Source organism: Zoogloea sp. (assembly GCF_023150065.1).
Lineage (GTDB): Bacteria > Pseudomonadota > Gammaproteobacteria > Burkholderiales > Rhodocyclaceae > Zoogloea.
Map to the genome: position 1 here is coordinate 73,377 of NZ_JAKLLN010000004.1, position 16,129 is coordinate 89,505.

The 16,129-nt window shown below is 70.4% G+C and carries 17 protein-coding genes; 4 read left to right on the plus strand and 13 right to left on the minus strand.

All coding sequences use genetic code 11. The features are described from left to right. Positions 1 to 4 precede the first annotated feature (4 nt). From L6Q67_RS06770 to L6Q67_RS06785, 4 genes are read left to right on the plus strand one after another with little or no spacing between them, the layout of a single operon-like run. Positions 5 to 1,018, plus strand: coding sequence for a hypothetical protein (locus L6Q67_RS06770; RefSeq protein ID WP_296567202.1), 1,014 nt, complete (start codon positions 5 to 7; stop codon positions 1,016 to 1,018). A 7-nt stretch (positions 1,019 to 1,025) separates the two neighbouring features. Then, positions 1,026 to 1,865: a MipA/OmpV family protein gene (locus L6Q67_RS06775; RefSeq protein WP_296567204.1), complete on the plus strand. Its 840-nt coding sequence runs from the start codon at positions 1,026 to 1,028 to the stop codon at positions 1,863 to 1,865. After that, the gene (locus L6Q67_RS06780; protein ID WP_296567207.1) at positions 1,858 to 2,664 is read left to right on the plus strand and encodes a 1-acyl-sn-glycerol-3-phosphate acyltransferase; all 807 of its coding nucleotides are present in this window, start codon (positions 1,858 to 1,860) and stop codon (positions 2,662 to 2,664) included. Before L6Q67_RS06775 ends, L6Q67_RS06780 begins: the two co-directional genes overlap by 8 nt. Then, the gene (locus L6Q67_RS06785) at positions 2,664 to 3,422 is read left to right on the plus strand and encodes a glycosyltransferase family 2 protein (RefSeq protein ID WP_296567208.1); all 759 of its coding nucleotides are present in this window, start codon (positions 2,664 to 2,666) and stop codon (positions 3,420 to 3,422) included. Before L6Q67_RS06780 ends, L6Q67_RS06785 begins: the two co-directional genes overlap by 1 nt. An 18-nt stretch (positions 3,423 to 3,440) precedes the next feature. Here the strand turns inward: L6Q67_RS06785 and L6Q67_RS06790 are convergent, their stop codons facing one another. The 13 genes from L6Q67_RS06790 to L6Q67_RS06850 all read right to left on the minus strand — a co-directional run bounded on the left by L6Q67_RS06790 (position 3,441) and on the right by L6Q67_RS06850 (position 16,080). Beyond that, complete coding sequence (locus L6Q67_RS06790; RefSeq protein ID WP_296567217.1) at positions 3,441 to 4,727, minus strand: cation:proton antiporter; 1,287 nt, start codon at positions 4,725 to 4,727, stop codon at positions 3,441 to 3,443. Between the two features lie 90 nt (positions 4,728 to 4,817). Then, positions 4,818 to 5,537: a 3-oxoacyl-ACP reductase FabG gene (fabG, locus tag L6Q67_RS06795; RefSeq protein WP_296567220.1), complete on the minus strand. Its 720-nt coding sequence runs from the start codon at positions 5,535 to 5,537 to the stop codon at positions 4,818 to 4,820. Continuing rightward, positions 5,534 to 5,971 (minus strand): 3-hydroxylacyl-ACP dehydratase, encoded by a 438-nt coding sequence (locus L6Q67_RS06800; RefSeq protein ID WP_296567223.1) that lies wholly within the window; start codon positions 5,969 to 5,971, stop codon positions 5,534 to 5,536. The genes fabG and L6Q67_RS06800 overlap by 4 nt, the downstream gene beginning before the upstream one ends. Continuing rightward, positions 5,965 to 6,771 carry a beta-ketoacyl synthase chain length factor gene (locus tag L6Q67_RS06805; RefSeq protein WP_296567226.1) on the minus strand — a complete coding sequence of 269 codons (807 nt, stop codon included), beginning with the start codon at positions 6,769 to 6,771 and terminating at the stop codon, positions 5,965 to 5,967. Before L6Q67_RS06805 ends, L6Q67_RS06800 begins: the two co-directional genes overlap by 7 nt. Continuing rightward, complete coding sequence (locus L6Q67_RS06810; RefSeq protein ID WP_296567229.1) at positions 6,768 to 7,961, minus strand: beta-ketoacyl-[acyl-carrier-protein] synthase family protein; 1,194 nt, start codon at positions 7,959 to 7,961, stop codon at positions 6,768 to 6,770. Before L6Q67_RS06810 ends, L6Q67_RS06805 begins: the two co-directional genes overlap by 4 nt. A gap of 79 nt (positions 7,962 to 8,040) precedes the next feature. Then, positions 8,041 to 8,757 (minus strand): methyltransferase, encoded by a 717-nt coding sequence (locus tag L6Q67_RS06815; protein ID WP_296567231.1) that lies wholly within the window; start codon positions 8,755 to 8,757, stop codon positions 8,041 to 8,043. Next, on the minus strand, positions 8,754 to 9,536 hold the full coding sequence (locus L6Q67_RS06820) for a polysaccharide deacetylase family protein (protein WP_296567234.1): 783 nt from the start codon (positions 9,534 to 9,536) through the stop codon (positions 8,754 to 8,756). Before L6Q67_RS06820 ends, L6Q67_RS06815 begins: the two co-directional genes overlap by 4 nt. Before the next feature lie 84 nt (positions 9,537 to 9,620). Beyond that, entirely contained in the window at positions 9,621 to 11,951 is a 2,331-nt protein-coding gene (locus L6Q67_RS06825; protein ID WP_296567237.1) for an MMPL family transporter, read from the minus strand. Beyond that, positions 11,948 to 12,520, minus strand: coding sequence for a LolA-related protein (locus L6Q67_RS06830; RefSeq protein ID WP_296567240.1), 573 nt, complete (start codon positions 12,518 to 12,520; stop codon positions 11,948 to 11,950). The genes L6Q67_RS06825 and L6Q67_RS06830 overlap by 4 nt, the downstream gene beginning before the upstream one ends. Beyond that, entirely contained in the window at positions 12,517 to 13,464 is a 948-nt protein-coding gene (locus tag L6Q67_RS06835) for an acyl-CoA synthetase (protein WP_296567241.1), read from the minus strand. The genes L6Q67_RS06830 and L6Q67_RS06835 overlap by 4 nt, the downstream gene beginning before the upstream one ends. Beyond that, a complete protein-coding gene (locus L6Q67_RS06840) occupies positions 13,461 to 15,104 on the minus strand; it encodes an AMP-binding protein (protein ID WP_296567244.1) in 1,644 nt (547 codons plus the stop codon). The genes L6Q67_RS06835 and L6Q67_RS06840 overlap by 4 nt, the downstream gene beginning before the upstream one ends. Continuing rightward, a complete protein-coding gene (locus tag L6Q67_RS06845; RefSeq protein WP_296567251.1) occupies positions 15,104 to 15,790 on the minus strand; it encodes a hypothetical protein in 687 nt (228 codons plus the stop codon). The genes L6Q67_RS06840 and L6Q67_RS06845 overlap by 1 nt, the downstream gene beginning before the upstream one ends. Next, positions 15,787 to 16,080: a phosphopantetheine-binding protein gene (locus L6Q67_RS06850; RefSeq protein ID WP_296567252.1), complete on the minus strand. Its 294-nt coding sequence runs from the start codon at positions 16,078 to 16,080 to the stop codon at positions 15,787 to 15,789. Before L6Q67_RS06850 ends, L6Q67_RS06845 begins: the two co-directional genes overlap by 4 nt. Positions 16,081 to 16,129 lie beyond the last annotated feature (49 nt).

A 16,129-nucleotide genomic window follows, 5' to 3' on the forward strand; every position in this document is an offset into this window, starting at 1 on the left:
GGGGATGCAGCATGATCTGCACCGCTTTCTTTCCGGTACCGTGCTTGCCGGCGGGCAGCTGGATCCGACCCTCCTCGGCCTGTCCTGGATAGGTCTGGCCGAGCCGACACACGTCCCCCAGGGGCTGCCGTGCCAGCAGCTCCATGCCCCCTGTCTGCTCGGTGAGCCCGTCGAGGCCTGGTTCGGGGCCGGACCGGCCGAGGCCGGTACCCGCCACGGTGTGCGTTACCGGCACGATGGCGAGCTGCTGTTCGGCGTCATCGAGGTTGCAGAGGACGCCGCCGCCGCGCTGGGCGGCGACAGCGGCCCGGTGCTGCAGCGGGCCGGCCGGCAGGCCTATGACGCCGTGTTCAGGCTCCTCGCCGAGGAGGGCTACTCCCACCTGTGGCGCATCTGGAACTACCTTCCCCGCATCAACGAGGAGACCGACGGCCTCGAGCGTTACCGGCAGTTCAACATCGGGCGCCATCTGGCCTTCGAGGCGGCAGGGCGTCTGGTGATGGACAGCATCCCGGCGGCCAGCGCGCTGGGGGTGCAGGGCGGGCCGCTGAGCGTGGCTTTCCTGGCCGGGCGGGCGCCCACCCGCTCCATCGAGAATCCGCGTCAGCTCAGTGCCTTCCGCTACCCGGCAGACTACGGCCCGTGCAGCCCGACCTTCTCGCGGGCGGCGCTCGGGCGGCATGCCGATACGGAGTGGCTGTTCGTGTCGGGGACGGCCAGCATCGTCGGGCACCAGAGCGTGCACCCCGGAGATCCGGTGGCCCAGACCCGGGAGATCGTCACCAACCTGGACGCCGTGCTGGCCGAGGCCAGCCGCTGCAGCGCCGGCCCGGCCTATCACCTGCCCGAGCTCAGCGCACGGGTCTATGTGCGCCACCCCGAGCATCTGGCCCCGGTGCAGGCCGAGCTGACCCGGGCCCTGGGGGCAGAGGCGCAGCTGGTCTACCTCCAGGCCGACGTCTGCCGTGCCGATCTGCTGGTCGAAGTCGAGGCCCAGGCCTGCCACCTATTGAGTTGAGTTTTTCATGAGCGTGTTTTCATCTGCCTGCGTCGTGCTGGGGTGTGCGGCACTGCTGGCCAGTGGTGCTGCGGCCGCGGCCGACAAGCCCCTGTGGGAGGCCGGTGCCGGCCTGGGCGTGATGCACCTGCCGTCCTGGCGCGGCGCGGCGGAATCCCGCGAGCTGGTCCTGCCGGTACCGTATTTCATCTACCACGGGCGTTATCTGCGCGCCGACCGTCAGGGTGTGCGCGGCGTGCTCTTCGATTCCGACCGTGTAGACCTGGGCGTCAGTCTCGGAGCCTCGCCGCCGGTGAGCAAGGACAGCAGCAGCGCACGTGCGGGGATGGCCGAACTGGACGCCACCGTCGAGATCGGTCCGCAGCTCGATCTCACCCTGTGGCGCAGCCCGGACCGGGCCAGCCAGCTCAAGCTCATTCTCCCGGTGCGCAGCGCCTTTACCCTGAGCAGCAACCCGCAGCATGCTGGCTGGGTTTTTTCGCCCGCGCTCAACCTGGATCTGGTCGACCCGCCCGGCCTGGCAGGCTGGCGTCTCGGCCTGCGCAGCGGCCCCATTTTTGCAACTCGCCGCCAGCACGCCTACTACTACCAGGTGAGCCCCGCCGAGGCCAGGCCGGACCGCCCGGCCTACACGGCCAGCGGTGGCTACAGTGGCACCCAGGTGCTGGCCTCGCTGTCGCGGCGCTATCCGCGTCACTGGGTGGGGGCCTTCGTCCGCTACGACATGCTGCAGCATGCTGCCTTCGACGACAGCCCGCTGGTGGCCCGTGATCACTATCTGGCCGCGGGTGTGGCGGTAGCGTGGATTTTCGGTGAGTCGAGCGAGCGGGTGAATGTCGATGACTAGCCCGCTGGCCCGTTGTGGCAAGCTGCTGTGGACCGCCTACGAATATGTCGCCATGGTGCTCGGGCTGGGGGCGCTGGCGCTGATCTGCATGGTGTGGCTGCCGTTTGCGCTGCTCCTCGGCGTGCTGCCGCGCCCCCTGGGGACCTTTGTCGGGCGGCTGGCCATCATGATCGGCTTTCGCCTGTACCTGCACTTCCTGAGCCTCTTCTGCGCCTGCAGCTTCGACCTGAAGGCGCTGGATGCCCTCCGCCGCCAGCCGTCCCTGGTGCTCGTGGCCAATCACCCCTCGCTGCTGGACGTGGTGCTCATCGCGTCACGTCTGCCGAACGCCGTGTGCATCATGAAGGCGGCGCTGATGGACAACGTCCTCCTGGGGGCTGCGGCGCGCCTGGCCCGTTACATTCATAACGACAAACCCGTGCGGATGGTCCGGCGGGCGACCCGGGAGCTGCAGGCCGGCGCCCACCTGGTGATCTTTCCGGAGGGCTCGCGGACGTCTAATTTCCCTTTTGATGGCTGCACCAATGCGGCGGGCCTCATTGCCCGGCATGCGCAGACCCCCGTGCAGGCCCTGATCATCGATTTCAGCTCGCCTTACCTGGGCAAGGCCTGGCCCCTGTTCCGCAAGCCCGAGCTGCCCCTGCGCTTCAGCGTCCGGCTGGGGCGGCGTTTCGACCCGCCGGCGCGGGTGCTGGCCTTTACCGCCGAACTGGGCGACTACTACCGCAGCACCCTGGCCCAGCCCCCGGCTGCCAGCGCAGGCTCACCCCGCAGCACCGAAGAAAGCACGGCATCGTGATGCAAGCCTCCTCATCCCACCTGGTCATGATCCCCAGCTACAACCCCGGCCCGAAGGTCGACGCCACCGTCCGGGAGGCGCGTGCCCAGTGGAATCCGGTGTGGGTGGTGATCGACGGCAGCACCGACGGCAGCACGGCGCGCCTGCGCGCCATGGCGGCCGCCGACCCCGGCCTGCGCATCATCGAATTGCCCGAGAACCGGGGCAAGGGCGCGGCGGTGCTGGAGGGGCTGCGGGCGGCGGCAGCGGCGGGTTTCACCCACGTGCTGACGATGGATTCCGACGGCCAGCACCCGGCCCACTGCATTCCCGAATTCATGCAGGTTTCCACGCGCAATCCGGGGTGCATGGTGCTGGGCAAGCCGGTGTTCGATTCGGCCGCACCCCAGCTGCGGGTGAAGGGGCGGGAGATCTCCAACTGGTGGGCCAACCTGGAAACCCTGTGGATGGGGATCGGCGATTCGCTGTTCGGTTTTCGCGTCTATCCCATCGCACCGCTGGAGCGGATCATGGCCAGGCAGCGCTGGATGCGGCGCTTCGATTTCGACCCCGAGGCGGTGGTGCGCCTGGCCTGGGCAGGGGTGCGCCCGATCAACCTGCCCGCCCCGGTGCGCTACTTCCGCAGCGACGAGGGCGGGGTGTCGCACTTCCGTTATTTGCGCGACAACCGCCTGCTCACCTGGATGCATACCCGGCTGTTCATCGGCTTTCTGCTGCGCCTGCCGCGCCTCGTCGTGCGCCGCCTGCGCGAGGGGTGAGCGCCCCGCCGGGCCGGGTCAGCGGATGGCCGGGCCCATGCGGGGCAGCCAGCGGCGCAGCCCCGGGGTGGTGACCACGGTGCTGACAATGGCCATCAGCACCAGCATCGTGAACATGTCCTGGGAGATCACGCCCAGGTCGTAGCCGACGTTGATGACGATCAGCTCCATCAGGGCCCGGGTGTTCATCATGATGCCCAGCACGCTGGATGCCGCATGGTCGAGCCCGCAGCTGCGGGCCGCCACATAGGTGCCGCCGAACTTGCCCAGGGTGGCCAGGGCAATGGTGAGCAGGCACCAGCCCCACAGCACCAGGCTGTCCAGCCCGCCGATGTTGGTGCGCAGCCCCGTGTAGGTGAAGAAGATGGGCAGAAAGAACACGGTCACGAAGTGGCCGATGCGTTCCTTCCAGGCTTCCACCAGCTCCGGCTCGTCGTGCACCAGCACTCCCATCACGAAGCCCCCGAAGATGGCGAAGATGCCCAGCTTGTAGGTGACCATCGCGCACAGGAAGATCGCTGCCAGCAGCAGCCCCATGAGGTGGGGCGAGAGGTGGCCGTGGTGGCGGGTGCGCCGTATCGTCCATTTCATCAGGGGCCGGATGACGAACCAGGCCGCCAGCATGAACACCCCCACCAGCGCGACCTTCAGGCTGAAATCGGCCGGATCGAAATGGGACAGGGTCAGCGTGGTCACCAGGGCCAGCAGCAACCACCCCACCACGTCATTGACGGCGGCGGCGCTGATGGCGATGACGCCGATGGGGCGGCGGGTGAGCTCGAACTCGATCATGATCCGCCCGAGGATGGGGAGGGCGGTGATCGAAAAGGCCGTGGCGATGAACAGCCCGGAGGCGAGCCGGTTGGCCTGGGGCGACAGCACCGGAGCCGCCAGCCACCCGAAGCCCAGACCGAGGATGAAGGGCGCCACCAGCCCGGCGAAGGCCACACGGCGCACCGTCTTGCGATGCTGGCGTTCCGACAGGTGGGAGAAGTCGAACTCGATGCCGATCTGGAACATCAGCAGGATCAGGCCGATCTGGGAGAGAACCTGCATGGGCTCCGGCGGGCCGGAGCGGAAGACGTGGTCGAAGATGTCGGGGAACAGCAGCCCGAACAGCGAGGGCCCCAGCAGGATCCCGATGATGATCTCGCCGACCGCGGACGATTGCCCCACCCGGCGGGCGGCGATGCTGCCGATGCGGCCCGCCAGCACGATCACGCTGAGTTGCAGCAGGGCGAAGAAGAGGACGGCCTCCGCCTTGTGGACCGACACCTGGCCGGCCAGCTGGGGGGTGGTGCTCATGCAGGTTTCCTGTTCTTGTGTGCCATGCCGGGCCCGGAATGCCTGGGATGGGCGGGATTGCGTGGTGGCCCGATGGCGGCGTGCGCCATCTCAGACCATACCGCCATTGACCGAGATGATCTGCCCGGTGATGTAGGTGGCCTGGTCGGAAACCAGGAAAGCCACGAGATCGGCCACCTCTTCGGGTCTGCCGGCCCGTTTCATGGGCACCAGGCGTTCGATGCTGGCCTGATCGAAGCTGCCTTCGATCATTCCCGTGGCGATGATACCGGGGGCCACCGCATTGACGGTGATGCCCCGGCTGGCCAGCTCGAGGGCGAGGGACTTGGTGGCTGCATGGAGGGCGCCCTTGGCCGCGGCGTAATTGACCTGCCCCCGGTTGCCCACCAGGCCGGCCACCGAGGTGATGGTGACGATGCGCCCCCAGCGATTGCGGATCATCGGCATGGTCAGGGGCTGGGTGACGTTGTAGAAGCCGTTGAGGTTCACATCCATCACCTGTTGCCACTTTTCCGGGCTCATGCCGGGAAACACCGCGTCGGCGTGGAGGCCGGCATTGTTCACCAGGATGGAGATCGGGCCGGCTTCGAGCATGGTGTTGATTGCGGCGGTGGTGGCCGCCGCATCGGTGAGGTCGAAGCACACGACCTCCGCCGAACCGCCCGCGGCGTGGATCTCCTCGAGGACGACGGCGGCGCGCTCGGGGTTGCGATTGGCGTGGATCAGCACATGGTGGCCGTCGGCACCCAGCCGCCGGGCGATGGCCGCCCCGATGCCGCCGCTGGCGCCGGTGACGAGGGCGCGCCTCATGACAGGGCTCCGGCGTCGAGGATCACCGCCGCGCGGCCGTCCAGCACCGGCGTGCCGTCGCTGCTGAGGGTGAAACGGTAGAGCACCTGGGTGGCATCGCCGGACAGGCGTTCGGCGGCGATGTGCAGCTCGCCGGGCAGGTCGTCCAGGCGGGGAACGTGAAACTGCACCTGGCGGACGCTGGCCAGGTAGCCCTGGCGCGGGGGCGCTGCATCCGCGGCGAGCAGGCCGCCATGCACGGCCATGGCCTGGGCGGCGTATTCGATGCCCGCGGCCACGCCCAGCTGCCCGGCGCTGCGCAGCGGATTGTCGGCCTGGCGATGGCTGACGGCGGTGCAGCGGATGTGGGTGGCGTCCCACTCGATCACGGTGTCGAGCAGGCTCATGTCGCCGTGGTGCGGAATGCGGGCGGCGATGGCGTGGCGGTCTAGCATGGGGTCAGGCTGACGTGGAGGCTGAGGGGGGCGAGGTACTCGACGACGAGCTCGCCGCCTTGGCCCGAGGCCAGGGCCTGCAGCAGGGGCAGGCCGCGCAGGGCCGGGATGGTGGTGCGCAGGGCTTCCAGGGAGGGCGTGTCCAGCATGGAGGCTGGGCCGTCGCCGAGGCGGATGTCCAGGCGCGCCACGCTGCGGGGCCCGGCCTGGGGGCTGAGGGCCAGGCCGATGCCGGCGGCGTCGGGGATGGGGCGCAGGCTGGCGATGGGCTCCGGGTACTCCGCGTCGTAGGCGATCAGCACGCAGGGGGCGGCAGTGGCGTGGATCTGCACCAGGGCCTCGAGCAGGCCGGCCGCAAAGCTGGCGTCGTAGGCGGCCAGGGACTGGCTGGCCGCCATGGCGCCCGTGGCGATGCTCCAGTAGCCGGCCGGAGTGTTGTGCAGGGAGTTGTGGAAGCGCGTCGGCGACACCCGTTGATCGCTGGAGGCCAGGGTTTCACAGAGGGCATGGCAGTTGTGGCCGTCGGCGGTCGAGGCGGCGAAGACCGCCGCCACGCCGGACGGATCCACGCCGGCCTGCTCCAGGGCCGCTAGGCCGCTGGCCAGGGCCACGCGCACCACGCGGCTGGCGCGGCGGCGTTCGTTGGGCGGCAGCACCAGGGGCGCCGGCAGCACGCTCGGGGCCGGCACGTGGGCTTCGCGGCCGGCCAGCACGGCCTGGCCGTGGGCCCAGTCGGGCAGGCCGGGGGCCAGCAGGCCGACGCCGTCGATCCAGGCGCTGAGGGACATGTCGGCGCTCATCCGGCCCTCCCGATGATCACGCTGCAGTTGCTGCCACCGAAACCGAAGGAGTTGCTCATGACGTGGCGCAGGGGGGCGTTGCGTGATGTCAGAACGTAGTCGATGGGGATGCCCGGGTCCGGGCTGCGGGTATGCACACTGCCCGGCACCAGGCCGTCGGTCAGGGCCACGGCACTGACGCTGATCTCCAGCGCCCCCGCGGCGCCCAGGGTGTGCCCGGTGATGCCCTTGGTGGAACTGGCCGCCACCCGGTTGCCGAACAGGCCGGCCACGGCGCAACCCTCGGCGGCGTCGTTGTTGTGGGTAGCGGTACCGTGGAGGTTGATGTAGTCGATGTCGGCAGGGCTCAGGCCGGCCAGGGCCAGGGCGCCCTCCATGGCCAGCCGGGCGCCGAGGCCTTCCGGATGGGGGGAGGACATATGGTAGGCGTCGCTGGATTCGCCGTAGCCCAGCAGCAGCAGCGCGTCGGCGTCGAGGCTGTCGGAGGCGCGTTCCAGCAGGCCGAAGGCAGCGGCCTCGCCGATGGAGATGCCGGAGCGGGCGGCGTCGTAGGGGCGGCAGGGCTCGGGCGAGGTGAGCTCGAGGGAGGCAAAGCCGTGCAGGGTGGTGAAGCACAGGCTGTCGACGCCCCCCACCAGCGCGGCGTCGATCAGGCCGGCGTGGATCAGCCGCGCCGCCGCCGCGTAGGCCTTGGCGGACGAGGAGCAGGCCGTGGATACGACGCAGGCGGGGCCTTCGATGGCCAGCCAGCTGCGCACGAAGTCGGCCAGGGAATAGGTGCTGTGGCTGCCGGGGTAGTTCAGCCCGGCGGGCAGGGGGCCATCTTCGGGGGGGCGCTGGCGGTAGGCCAGCTCGGTGCTGAGGATGCCCGAGGTGCTGGTGCCCAGGACGATTCCCACGCGCCGGGCGCCGTGGCGGGCGATGCGGCTGCGGATGGCGTCCTCGAAACCGTCGGCGGCCAGACCGCGCCGGGCGAGCCGGTTGTTGCGGCAGTCGAAGCCGGCCATGGAGGCGGGCAGTGCGGCATCGTCGAGCCCCGGGACTTCGCCGATCCAGGTGTCGATGCCCAGCCCCTCGATGCGGTGGGGGCGCAGGCCGCTGGTGCCGTTGCGGAGGGCTGCGCGCAGCGCTGCCAGGCCATCGCCTGCACAGCAGCTTACGGTGTGATGGGCAAGGTGGAGTGGTGTCACGGTGCAGTCTTTTCGGGCGGTGACGGGAGTCTACCAGAGGGGCCCGCAGACCGATCCATCCCGTGTCATGACGCTGGCGTCAGACCGGCCGGGCGTGGAGCAGAACGTTGGCGAAGCCGGCTCCGGCCATCGGGCAGGGGGTGGTGTGAAAACCCACCTCGCCGAGCAGGGCCTGCCAGGCGGCCAGCGGGCGACAGTGCAGGCGCGGCCAGCCACCGCCCTGGGCCCGGACCACGAGGCTGTCGACGATGCGGGACAGGTGATGGGGCAGGCCGGCGGCCCCGTCGCCGACCCGCAGCAGCAGCCGGCCGTCGGCGGGGAGGCGGCTGCGGATGCGTCGCAGCAGCTGCGCCTGGGCCGTCGCGGGGAGGTAGTGGAGCACGTCGAAGAGGGTGATCACGTCGGCCTCGGGCAGCACGTAGTCGCGCAGGTCGCCGACCTCCAGGCGGACGGGAAACGGGCAGCCGGCCAGGGCCTGCCGGGCATGCCCGATGGCGGTGGCCTGCATGTCGAGCCCGTGATAGGCACTGACTTGCGGCGGGGCGGCCTGCTCCGCCGGCCAGTCCGGACCGTCATGCAGGGTGGCCGCGGCATGCAGCCAGCTGGCCAGCAGGCCCTGCCCGCAGCCCAGATCCAGGTAGCGGCCGTTGGGCGGGAGCAGGCCCGGACGCAGCAGGGCCGCAAAGAGGGGGTCGCCGCCGAGCTTGCCCCGGGCGAAGTGCCAGGCCCAGGGGCCGGCGGGGCGATACGGTGCGCTGGCCAGGCCGACCAGCCTGTCCTGGAGGCCGTCGCTCACAGGCACACCGGGGTCAGGCCGGCCGCACGGATGCGCTCGAGGAGGGCGGGCAGCACCTCCAGGATCACCGCCTGCCCGGCGGGTGTGCGGGCCGCGTTGCCGTCATGGAGGAGCAGGATGTCGCCGCCCGCGAGCCCCCTGCTGAGCCGCGCGAGCACGCTGGCGGGGTCGCCGTTGCGGGTGTCGTAGGCGCGACGGGTCCAGCTGGCCAGCTGCAGGTCGAGGCGCGCCAGCACCGGGTCGAGGAAGGGATTGCGCAGGCCGGCGGGGGCGCGGAAGTAACGGGGCTGCCTGCCGGTCAGGGCCGCGAGGCTGGCCTGGGCCGCCGCCACTTCCCGCGCCATGGCGCCGGGGCCGAGGGTCGAGAAGCGCTTCCAGTGGTGCTCGCTGTGGTTTTCGATGCGGTGGCCACGGTTGATGATGTCCCGCACCAGGCCCGGGTGGGCGGTGGCGAGCTGGCCGATGCAGAAGAAGCTGGCCCGGGCGCCGGCGGCGTCGAGCTGGTCGAGTACCCGGGGGGTGATCTCCGGGTCGGGGCCGTCATCGATGCTGATGACCACCTCGCCGCGGGCTGCCGCAGCGGCGGGCAGACGGGTCAGGTTGGGGCCCAGCAGCGCGCTGCGGGGCAGCAGGCCGGCGGCGCTGAGGACGACGTGATTGGCGGCCAGGGCGCCGGCCGCGGCGGGCCAGCTGGTGGGTTCGAGCAGCAGGCCGGCCAGGGCGCCCGCATGCACGAGGGCGCTTGCCTGCAGCGTCGGGCTGGGCCGCCAGTGGCTCATCTCAGTGGCTCCACCGTGCGTGGCGCGACCCACGCTGCATGAGGCGGGGGCAGCGAACACAGTGAGCGTGGGGGCCGTTTCATCTCAGCGGTCGATCCGGTGCGCCAGCATGGCGGAGAGGACCAGGGTGAGCACCGCGCCAGGGCCGACGGTGATGCCGATTGCCTGCAGCACCGGCACGGGCGAGAGGGCCAGGATGCCGAAGCCGATCACCGTCGCCAGGTTGGCGAGGAGCAGGGAGGCCAGCGTGCGGGGGTCGTCGCCCGGGTTGCGGTCGGCCTGATTGAAGAACAGGGCGTAGTTGGTGCCCACGGCGACGATCAGCAGCATGCCCACCAGGTGCAGCAGGGTCAGCATGTGGCCGGTGGCGACGAGGCCGGCCATGACGATCAGCTCGGCGGTGACCACCGGGACCATCACCCGCACCAGGCGCATGGGCTCCCGCAGCACCACGCCCATCAGCACGATGATGGCGAGAATGCCGGCCAGGGACAGCAGGATGGCTTCGTCCAGGTAGGTCCGGTAGAGGTTGTTGGATTCGCCGAAGATGTCGACGAAGAGGGCATCGCTGCCGTCCAGGGCGGCCTCCAGCCGCGCGCGCTGGAAGGGGGCGTCGCCGTCCGGGGTGCGCAGGGGGATCAGCACGGTCCAGCCCTGCGGGCGTTCGAGCAGCAGGGAGTCGACGGCCAGGGCCAGGGTGGAGCCGCGCAGGGCTTCGGGGGTGAGGAGGGGCTGGCTGCGGGCGGTGTCCACATCATCCAGGAAGGCGCTCAGGCGGTCTGCGCGGAGGGGCAGGTCGGCCAGGGCGGTTTGCAGGTTGCGGGCGAGGACGTCCCGTTCCGGCAGGGCATTGCGCCGGGCTTGCTGGGTCGCGGTGCTGGGCAGGAAGCGTGCGGGGCTCTCGAAGCCGGCGAGCACCCCCTCCGCCACCAGCCCCCTGAGGCGCTCTCCGACGGCCTCGGCACGCTCCAGGGCGGCTTCACGGCTGGCGGCCTTGAGAACCACCAGGTAGCGCAGATTGGGGGCCCCGAGGTCGGCGCGCAGGCTCTGGTCGAGGGCCTGGTCTGCGGCGGAGACGGGGCTGAGGCCCGACAGGCTGCTGCTCCACACGTGGTCCTTGTTGGCAAACAGGATGACGGCGGCGGCCAGCCCCAGGACGGGTACCACCAGGCGCAGCCGGGACAGCCAGGCCCAGAAGCCTGCCAGGGCCCGGCCGATGGGGGCGATGTCATGGATGTGCAGCCTGGCGGGGCGCAGGTGCGGCAGCACGAAGCGCGTCACCATGGCCGCGGTGACGAGCCCGGCGATGGAATACAGGCCGAGCTGGGCGAGGCCGGGAAAACCGGAAAACAGCAGGGATGCGAAGCCGAAGATGGAGGTGAGCACGCCGAGCCGGATGGTCGGCCAGAAGCGTTTCATCCAGCCACCGTCCTCGTCGTCGTCGGACTGCACGAAGTAATAGATGGAGTAATCGACGGCCTCGCCGATCAGGGTTGTGCCGAAGCCGATGGTGAGCCCGTGCACGGTGCCGAAGCCCAGGGCCACGGCGGCGATGCCGGCGAGGGCGCCGCTGGCCACCGGCAGCAGGCCGAGAAAGACGGCGGTGAAGGAGCGGTAGATGAGCAGCAGCAGCAGGATCACCGCGGTGGTGCCCAGGGTGCTCAGCCGCACCGCCTCGGATTCGATGGCGGCACGGGAATTGACCGCAAAGACCGCGGCGCCGGACACCAGCATGCGGGCGTCGCTCAGCTTTGCCTCGCTGGCGAGGTCCGCGAAGTCGCTGCGGATCCGGGCGATGGCGAGGGCCTGGGCGTCGGTATCGGAGCCCGCGGCGCGGGTCTGCAGCATCAGGATGGCCCGCTGCCCGTCCCGGGACACCCACACGCCCTTGTCGCTGGAGGGGCTGCCGCTGGTGTCGAGGCTGCCGATCAGTTCGACCAGCTCGCCGGTGGGGTCGCGGCCCAGCAGGCTCTTGAGCATCATCCCCATGGGCGAGGCGAGGAGGTCGATGCTCTCGCTGATGGCCGCGTGAAGCCCTTCGGGGGTGAAGCGCTCGGGGCTGACCGATGGGCTGAGAAGGTAGCGGTGGGTGAACAGCAGCTCCCGGTCGCGGGCCAGAATGGCCGCGTCGCCGTTGCGGACGGAGAGGAACAGCCCCCCGTCCTCCAGGCGCCTGGCCAGGCCGCGGGAGAGTTCGGCGCGGGCCGCCGGGGTGCTGCCCTCGATGCCCACCAGCAGCAGCCGCGACAGCACGCCCTCGGTGAGCTGGTCCACCAGCAGCTGCTGGGCGGGCGTGGGGCTGCGCGGCAGGAAGGCCGACATGTCGGCGGTGTAGTGGGCGCGCAGGGCCACGCCGGCGCACAGGGCCAGGCCAAGCAGCCAGAGCAGGACGGGGCGGGCGGAAAGGCGTGTCATCGCGCGTCCACGGGCTCGATGGACATGACCGAGCGGTCTCCGTCGGCCTGCAGGTATTCGATGCTGCGGACCTGCTGGCGGCTGCCGCTGATGGTGATGCGGGTGACCAGCTCGGCGATGCGCGGGTTGCTCGGGGAGAGGTTGAGGGTCCAGTTATCCCGCTGGCCCGATAGGTGCAGGGCGTAGTTCTGCTCCAGCGCGGCGCGATTGCCCGACAGGGTGCCGCGGATGCTGGCCACGAAGGCCAGGACTTCCGGCTGTTCGCGCAGGCGCAGGGTGATCTTCTGCTTGCCCCGTTCCAGGCTGATCTCGTCCTTGTCGAGCACCATGAGCTCAAGGCGCGGCGAGAGGGTGCGCTTTTCGAGGTAGTCCGGGGCACGGTAGTGCATCTCCCCCGACGAGACGACCGGCTTGTCGAGCAGGGCGATGTACTTGCGCTCGGTGAACAGGGCCCGGCCGCCCTGGTTGCGGGCCAGTTCGGTCATGAGCTGGGGCAGGTCCCAGGCGGCGAAGGCCGGCATGGCGGCAAGCGTCAGGAGGCAGGCGGCGAGGCGGAGAGCGAACGTCATGGGGCGGGGCGGTCGGATCGGGAGCGGGGGTCGCTCCAGAAATCGAAGAAATTGAACCAGTTATAGGGCGCCTGGCGGCAGTGGCTTTCGAGCAGTGCGGCGTAGGCCTCCTGGGCCCGGGCGATGGCGGCGGCGCGCTCGCGGGGCTCCACGCCGGTGAAGTCGGCGAGGGGGGAGAGCTCCACCCGGTAGCGCCTGCCGCCCTGCCAGGTGCCGCTCATGAAGAGCACGGGCCGCTGCAGGAGCGCGGCGAGGCGGAAGGGGCCGTTCGGAAAGGGGGCCGGGCTGCCCAGGAATGGTAGGTTGCGGACGCCGCTCTCGCCGGGGTTGCGGTCGGCGAGCACACCGACCAGCTGCCCGCCATCGAGCCTGTCGCGCAGCTGCAGCATGGAGTCGAGCTGGCCAAGGGGGAGGATGTCCTGGCTGGCTTCGGGGTTGATCGCGGCCAGCACCTGGTTGATCTTGCGGGCGTTTTCGGCGTGCATGAGCATGCACACCCGCTGGGTGGCATGCCGGTGGCCGACGGCGCGGAGGACCTCGAAGCTGCCCAGGTGGGCGCCGAAGAGGAGGGTGCCGCGGCCGGTGCTCATGTGCGCTTCCACGTGCTCGAGGCCGTGCACCTCGACGTCGAACAGATCGAAGCGGCCGTTCAGGAAGTAGATGCGGTCGTGGATGCTGGTGGCGAAGGTGAGGATGTGGCGGTAACGCTCGGCCAGCGTGGGCGGGCGCCCGAGAATGCGCTGCAGATAGGCCCGGGAGGCCCGCCCGGCCTTCGGGGAGAAGAGCAGGAAGTAGGCCGCGATGCCGTGCAACACCATGCGGCTGAGCTGGCGCCCCAGGGTGAGGGACAGCCACACCATGAAGCGCATCACCGGAACGCTGCTGCGTTCCGCCTGGCGTGCCCAGGCCGCGCCGGCCGCGGGAGGCGGGGGCGGACGGCTCACGTCGGCTGCCCGAGGGTGAGGCTGCCGGAGGCGATGATCCGATCGCCCGCGCGCACCTCGAAGGCCAGGGCCCTGGCCCTGGCGCTGGCGGGGGCGTAATCAAAGACGAGGGGGGTGCCCGGGCCCACGGGCTCGAAGAACTTGGTGTTGCCCAGGCCGCGGATGGTGCTGCCTGCCGGCAGCAGCCCGTCGGCCAGCTGGATGGCCTGGTCGATCAGCACCACGCCGGGCAGGATCGGCCGGCCGGGGAAATGCCCGGGAAACGCGGGGTGCGCGGCGGGCACCTGCCAGTGGCGTTCCCGCGCGCTGGCGGGTGCCGCGGCGCCGGGCAGCAGGGCCAGCAGGTCGGCGCGGGGCAGCTTGCTGGCGGCGTTGCGGGGCAGGCGCTCGACGAACACCAGTGGGCGCGGCAGGAAGGCCGTATCGATGCGGCTGCGCAGGGCAGCAAGCAGGCTCTGGCGGGTGTGCCCGGGGGCCACCACGCAGGCGCACAGGCGCGTGGCGTGGTCGTCGGGCTCGGCGTCGGGCATGAAGAACACGCCGTCGCTCACACCGGGAACCTCCAGGAGTTGCTGGTTGAGATAGCCGAGGGAGGTGCGTTTGCCGGCGATATTGACCTGGTCGGCATTGCGGCCGTGGAGCAGGAAGTGGCGCTCGTCCACGAGCTCGATCACGTCGCTGATCGCTACCGTGCCTTCGACATGCCCACCCCGGGCCGCATGGCCGCTTTCGGTGGCGCAGAGGGTCACTTCACCGAGGAGCTGCCAGGCGCGGGTCTGGGTGGAGCGGCGGCTGGCCAGCTGGCCGGTCTCGGTGCAGCCGTAGATCTCCAGCAGGGGGGCGCTGCAGGCGGCCTCGGCGCGGGCGGCGAGATCCTCGGAGAGGGGGGCGGTAGCCGACAGCAGGAAGTCCACCGGCGGCAGCGCCAGGCCGGCCTCCAGCAGGGTGCGCAGATGGAAGGGGGTGGTGACGAGGGCGCGGGGGGCCGGAACGGCGTCGAGGGCCGCACCGATGTCCGCCGGGTAGAAGGGGCGCCCGGACCAGCATGCTGCGCCACCGTGCAGGCAGATGAGCACGGTGGATTCGAAGCCGTACATGTGCTGCGGCGGCACCGTGCCGACCAGGGCGCAGCCGCGGGCGCCGAGGCGCTCGGACTCGGACAGGGCGTTGATCACCAGGCCGCCCCAGGTCTTGCGATGGATCAGGGCCGCGCCGGTGGAGCCAGAGGTGAACACGTGGGCGACGATCTGCTCCGCGGGGATCTCCGGCACCGCCAGGATGTCCTCGGCGGGGGCGTGCCCGGCCGGGAAGGGCACACCCGGCAGATCGATGTCCTCGAGGCTTGCGTCGTGCAGGCAGAACACGTCCGGGGTGTCGTGTCGCAGGCGGGCGACGGTGTTCGGCGTCAGGCTGGAGGGCAGCAGGCTGATCTTGCCACGGACGATGGCGGCCGCCAGACCGACCAGGAAGTGGTAGCGGTTGTGGCAGATGTTGAGCACATGCCGCCCGTCGGGCAGGCGTTCGGCGAGCTGGTGTACGTCAGCGAGAAACTGGTTGCGCGTGACCGGGCCGGCGGGCTGCCAGGCGATGATGCTGTCGGGGGCGGGGAGGTCGGTCAGCGGACAGGAGGCTTGCCTCATCAGGAGATCCGGGGGGGCAGGTCGGGGTCGGTGAGCGGTGGCGGGGGCGTTCGGCTGGCGGTCATGTAGGCCTTCACCGAGGCGATGATCCCGTGGCGTTCTTCCGGCGGCAGGCGCTTGCGTCGCACCAGCCCTTCAACGATGAACATGAGCGCCAGGGAGGGCAGATAGAACAGGTTGGTGAAGGCCGACCACAGGGCGGTCGATGCGAACAGGTAGAGGAGCATCGAGGTGCCGGCACTGGCGAGGAAGAACACGGTCCAGGCGACGGTGACCTGGCGTGTGTAGCGGATGACCGTGGGGCTCGGCGACGGGTGCAGGACCATGGCGAAGGTGGTGCACGCCGGGGTACGGCCACCCGTCAGGCTGTGACCGAAGTAGCTGGCCAGGGCCAGGTTGGTGCCCAGATACTGGAGCAGGTAGAGGTGGGTCAGGTTGTCCCGCACCAGGGGCCACAGCAGCAGGGCGCCGCCGACGCTGGCGAGGCCGCCCAGCAGCGCGGCCGTCAGGCCAAGACGCCGGTACAGCAGATTGATGAGCAGGGCGGCCGCAGGCAGAGCGGTGAGCAGGGCCACCCAGGTGGCTGCATCCGGGTCGCTGCTGACGTAGTGGGCCAGTGCGTCGTAGGCAAGAACCGCGCTTCCCGCCAGCAGGCCGGTCACGAGGGGGCCGGGCTGTCCCGTCATGCGGCCCTGGAGGCGGCGACGTAGTCCGCGAGGCTACGCAGGGAGCGGAAGATGTGCGTGTTGTCCTCGTCGTCGGCGCGCAGCTGGATGCCGTACTGCTTGGAGATGACGAGGGCGACTTCGAGGATGTCGATGGAGTCCAGCCCGAGGCCTTCGCCGAACAGGGAGTCGTCGGGATCGATCTCGGACGGGGACATCTCGAGATTGAGGGCGGAGACGATGATGCCGGCGATTTCGGCAACAAAGGCGGGCGTGGCGCCCGGCGTGTTCTCTTGAGGCGTGGTGCTCATGGTGTGGAGTGCGCTTGCAAACGGAAAATCGTGAAGAAGATGCCGGGCC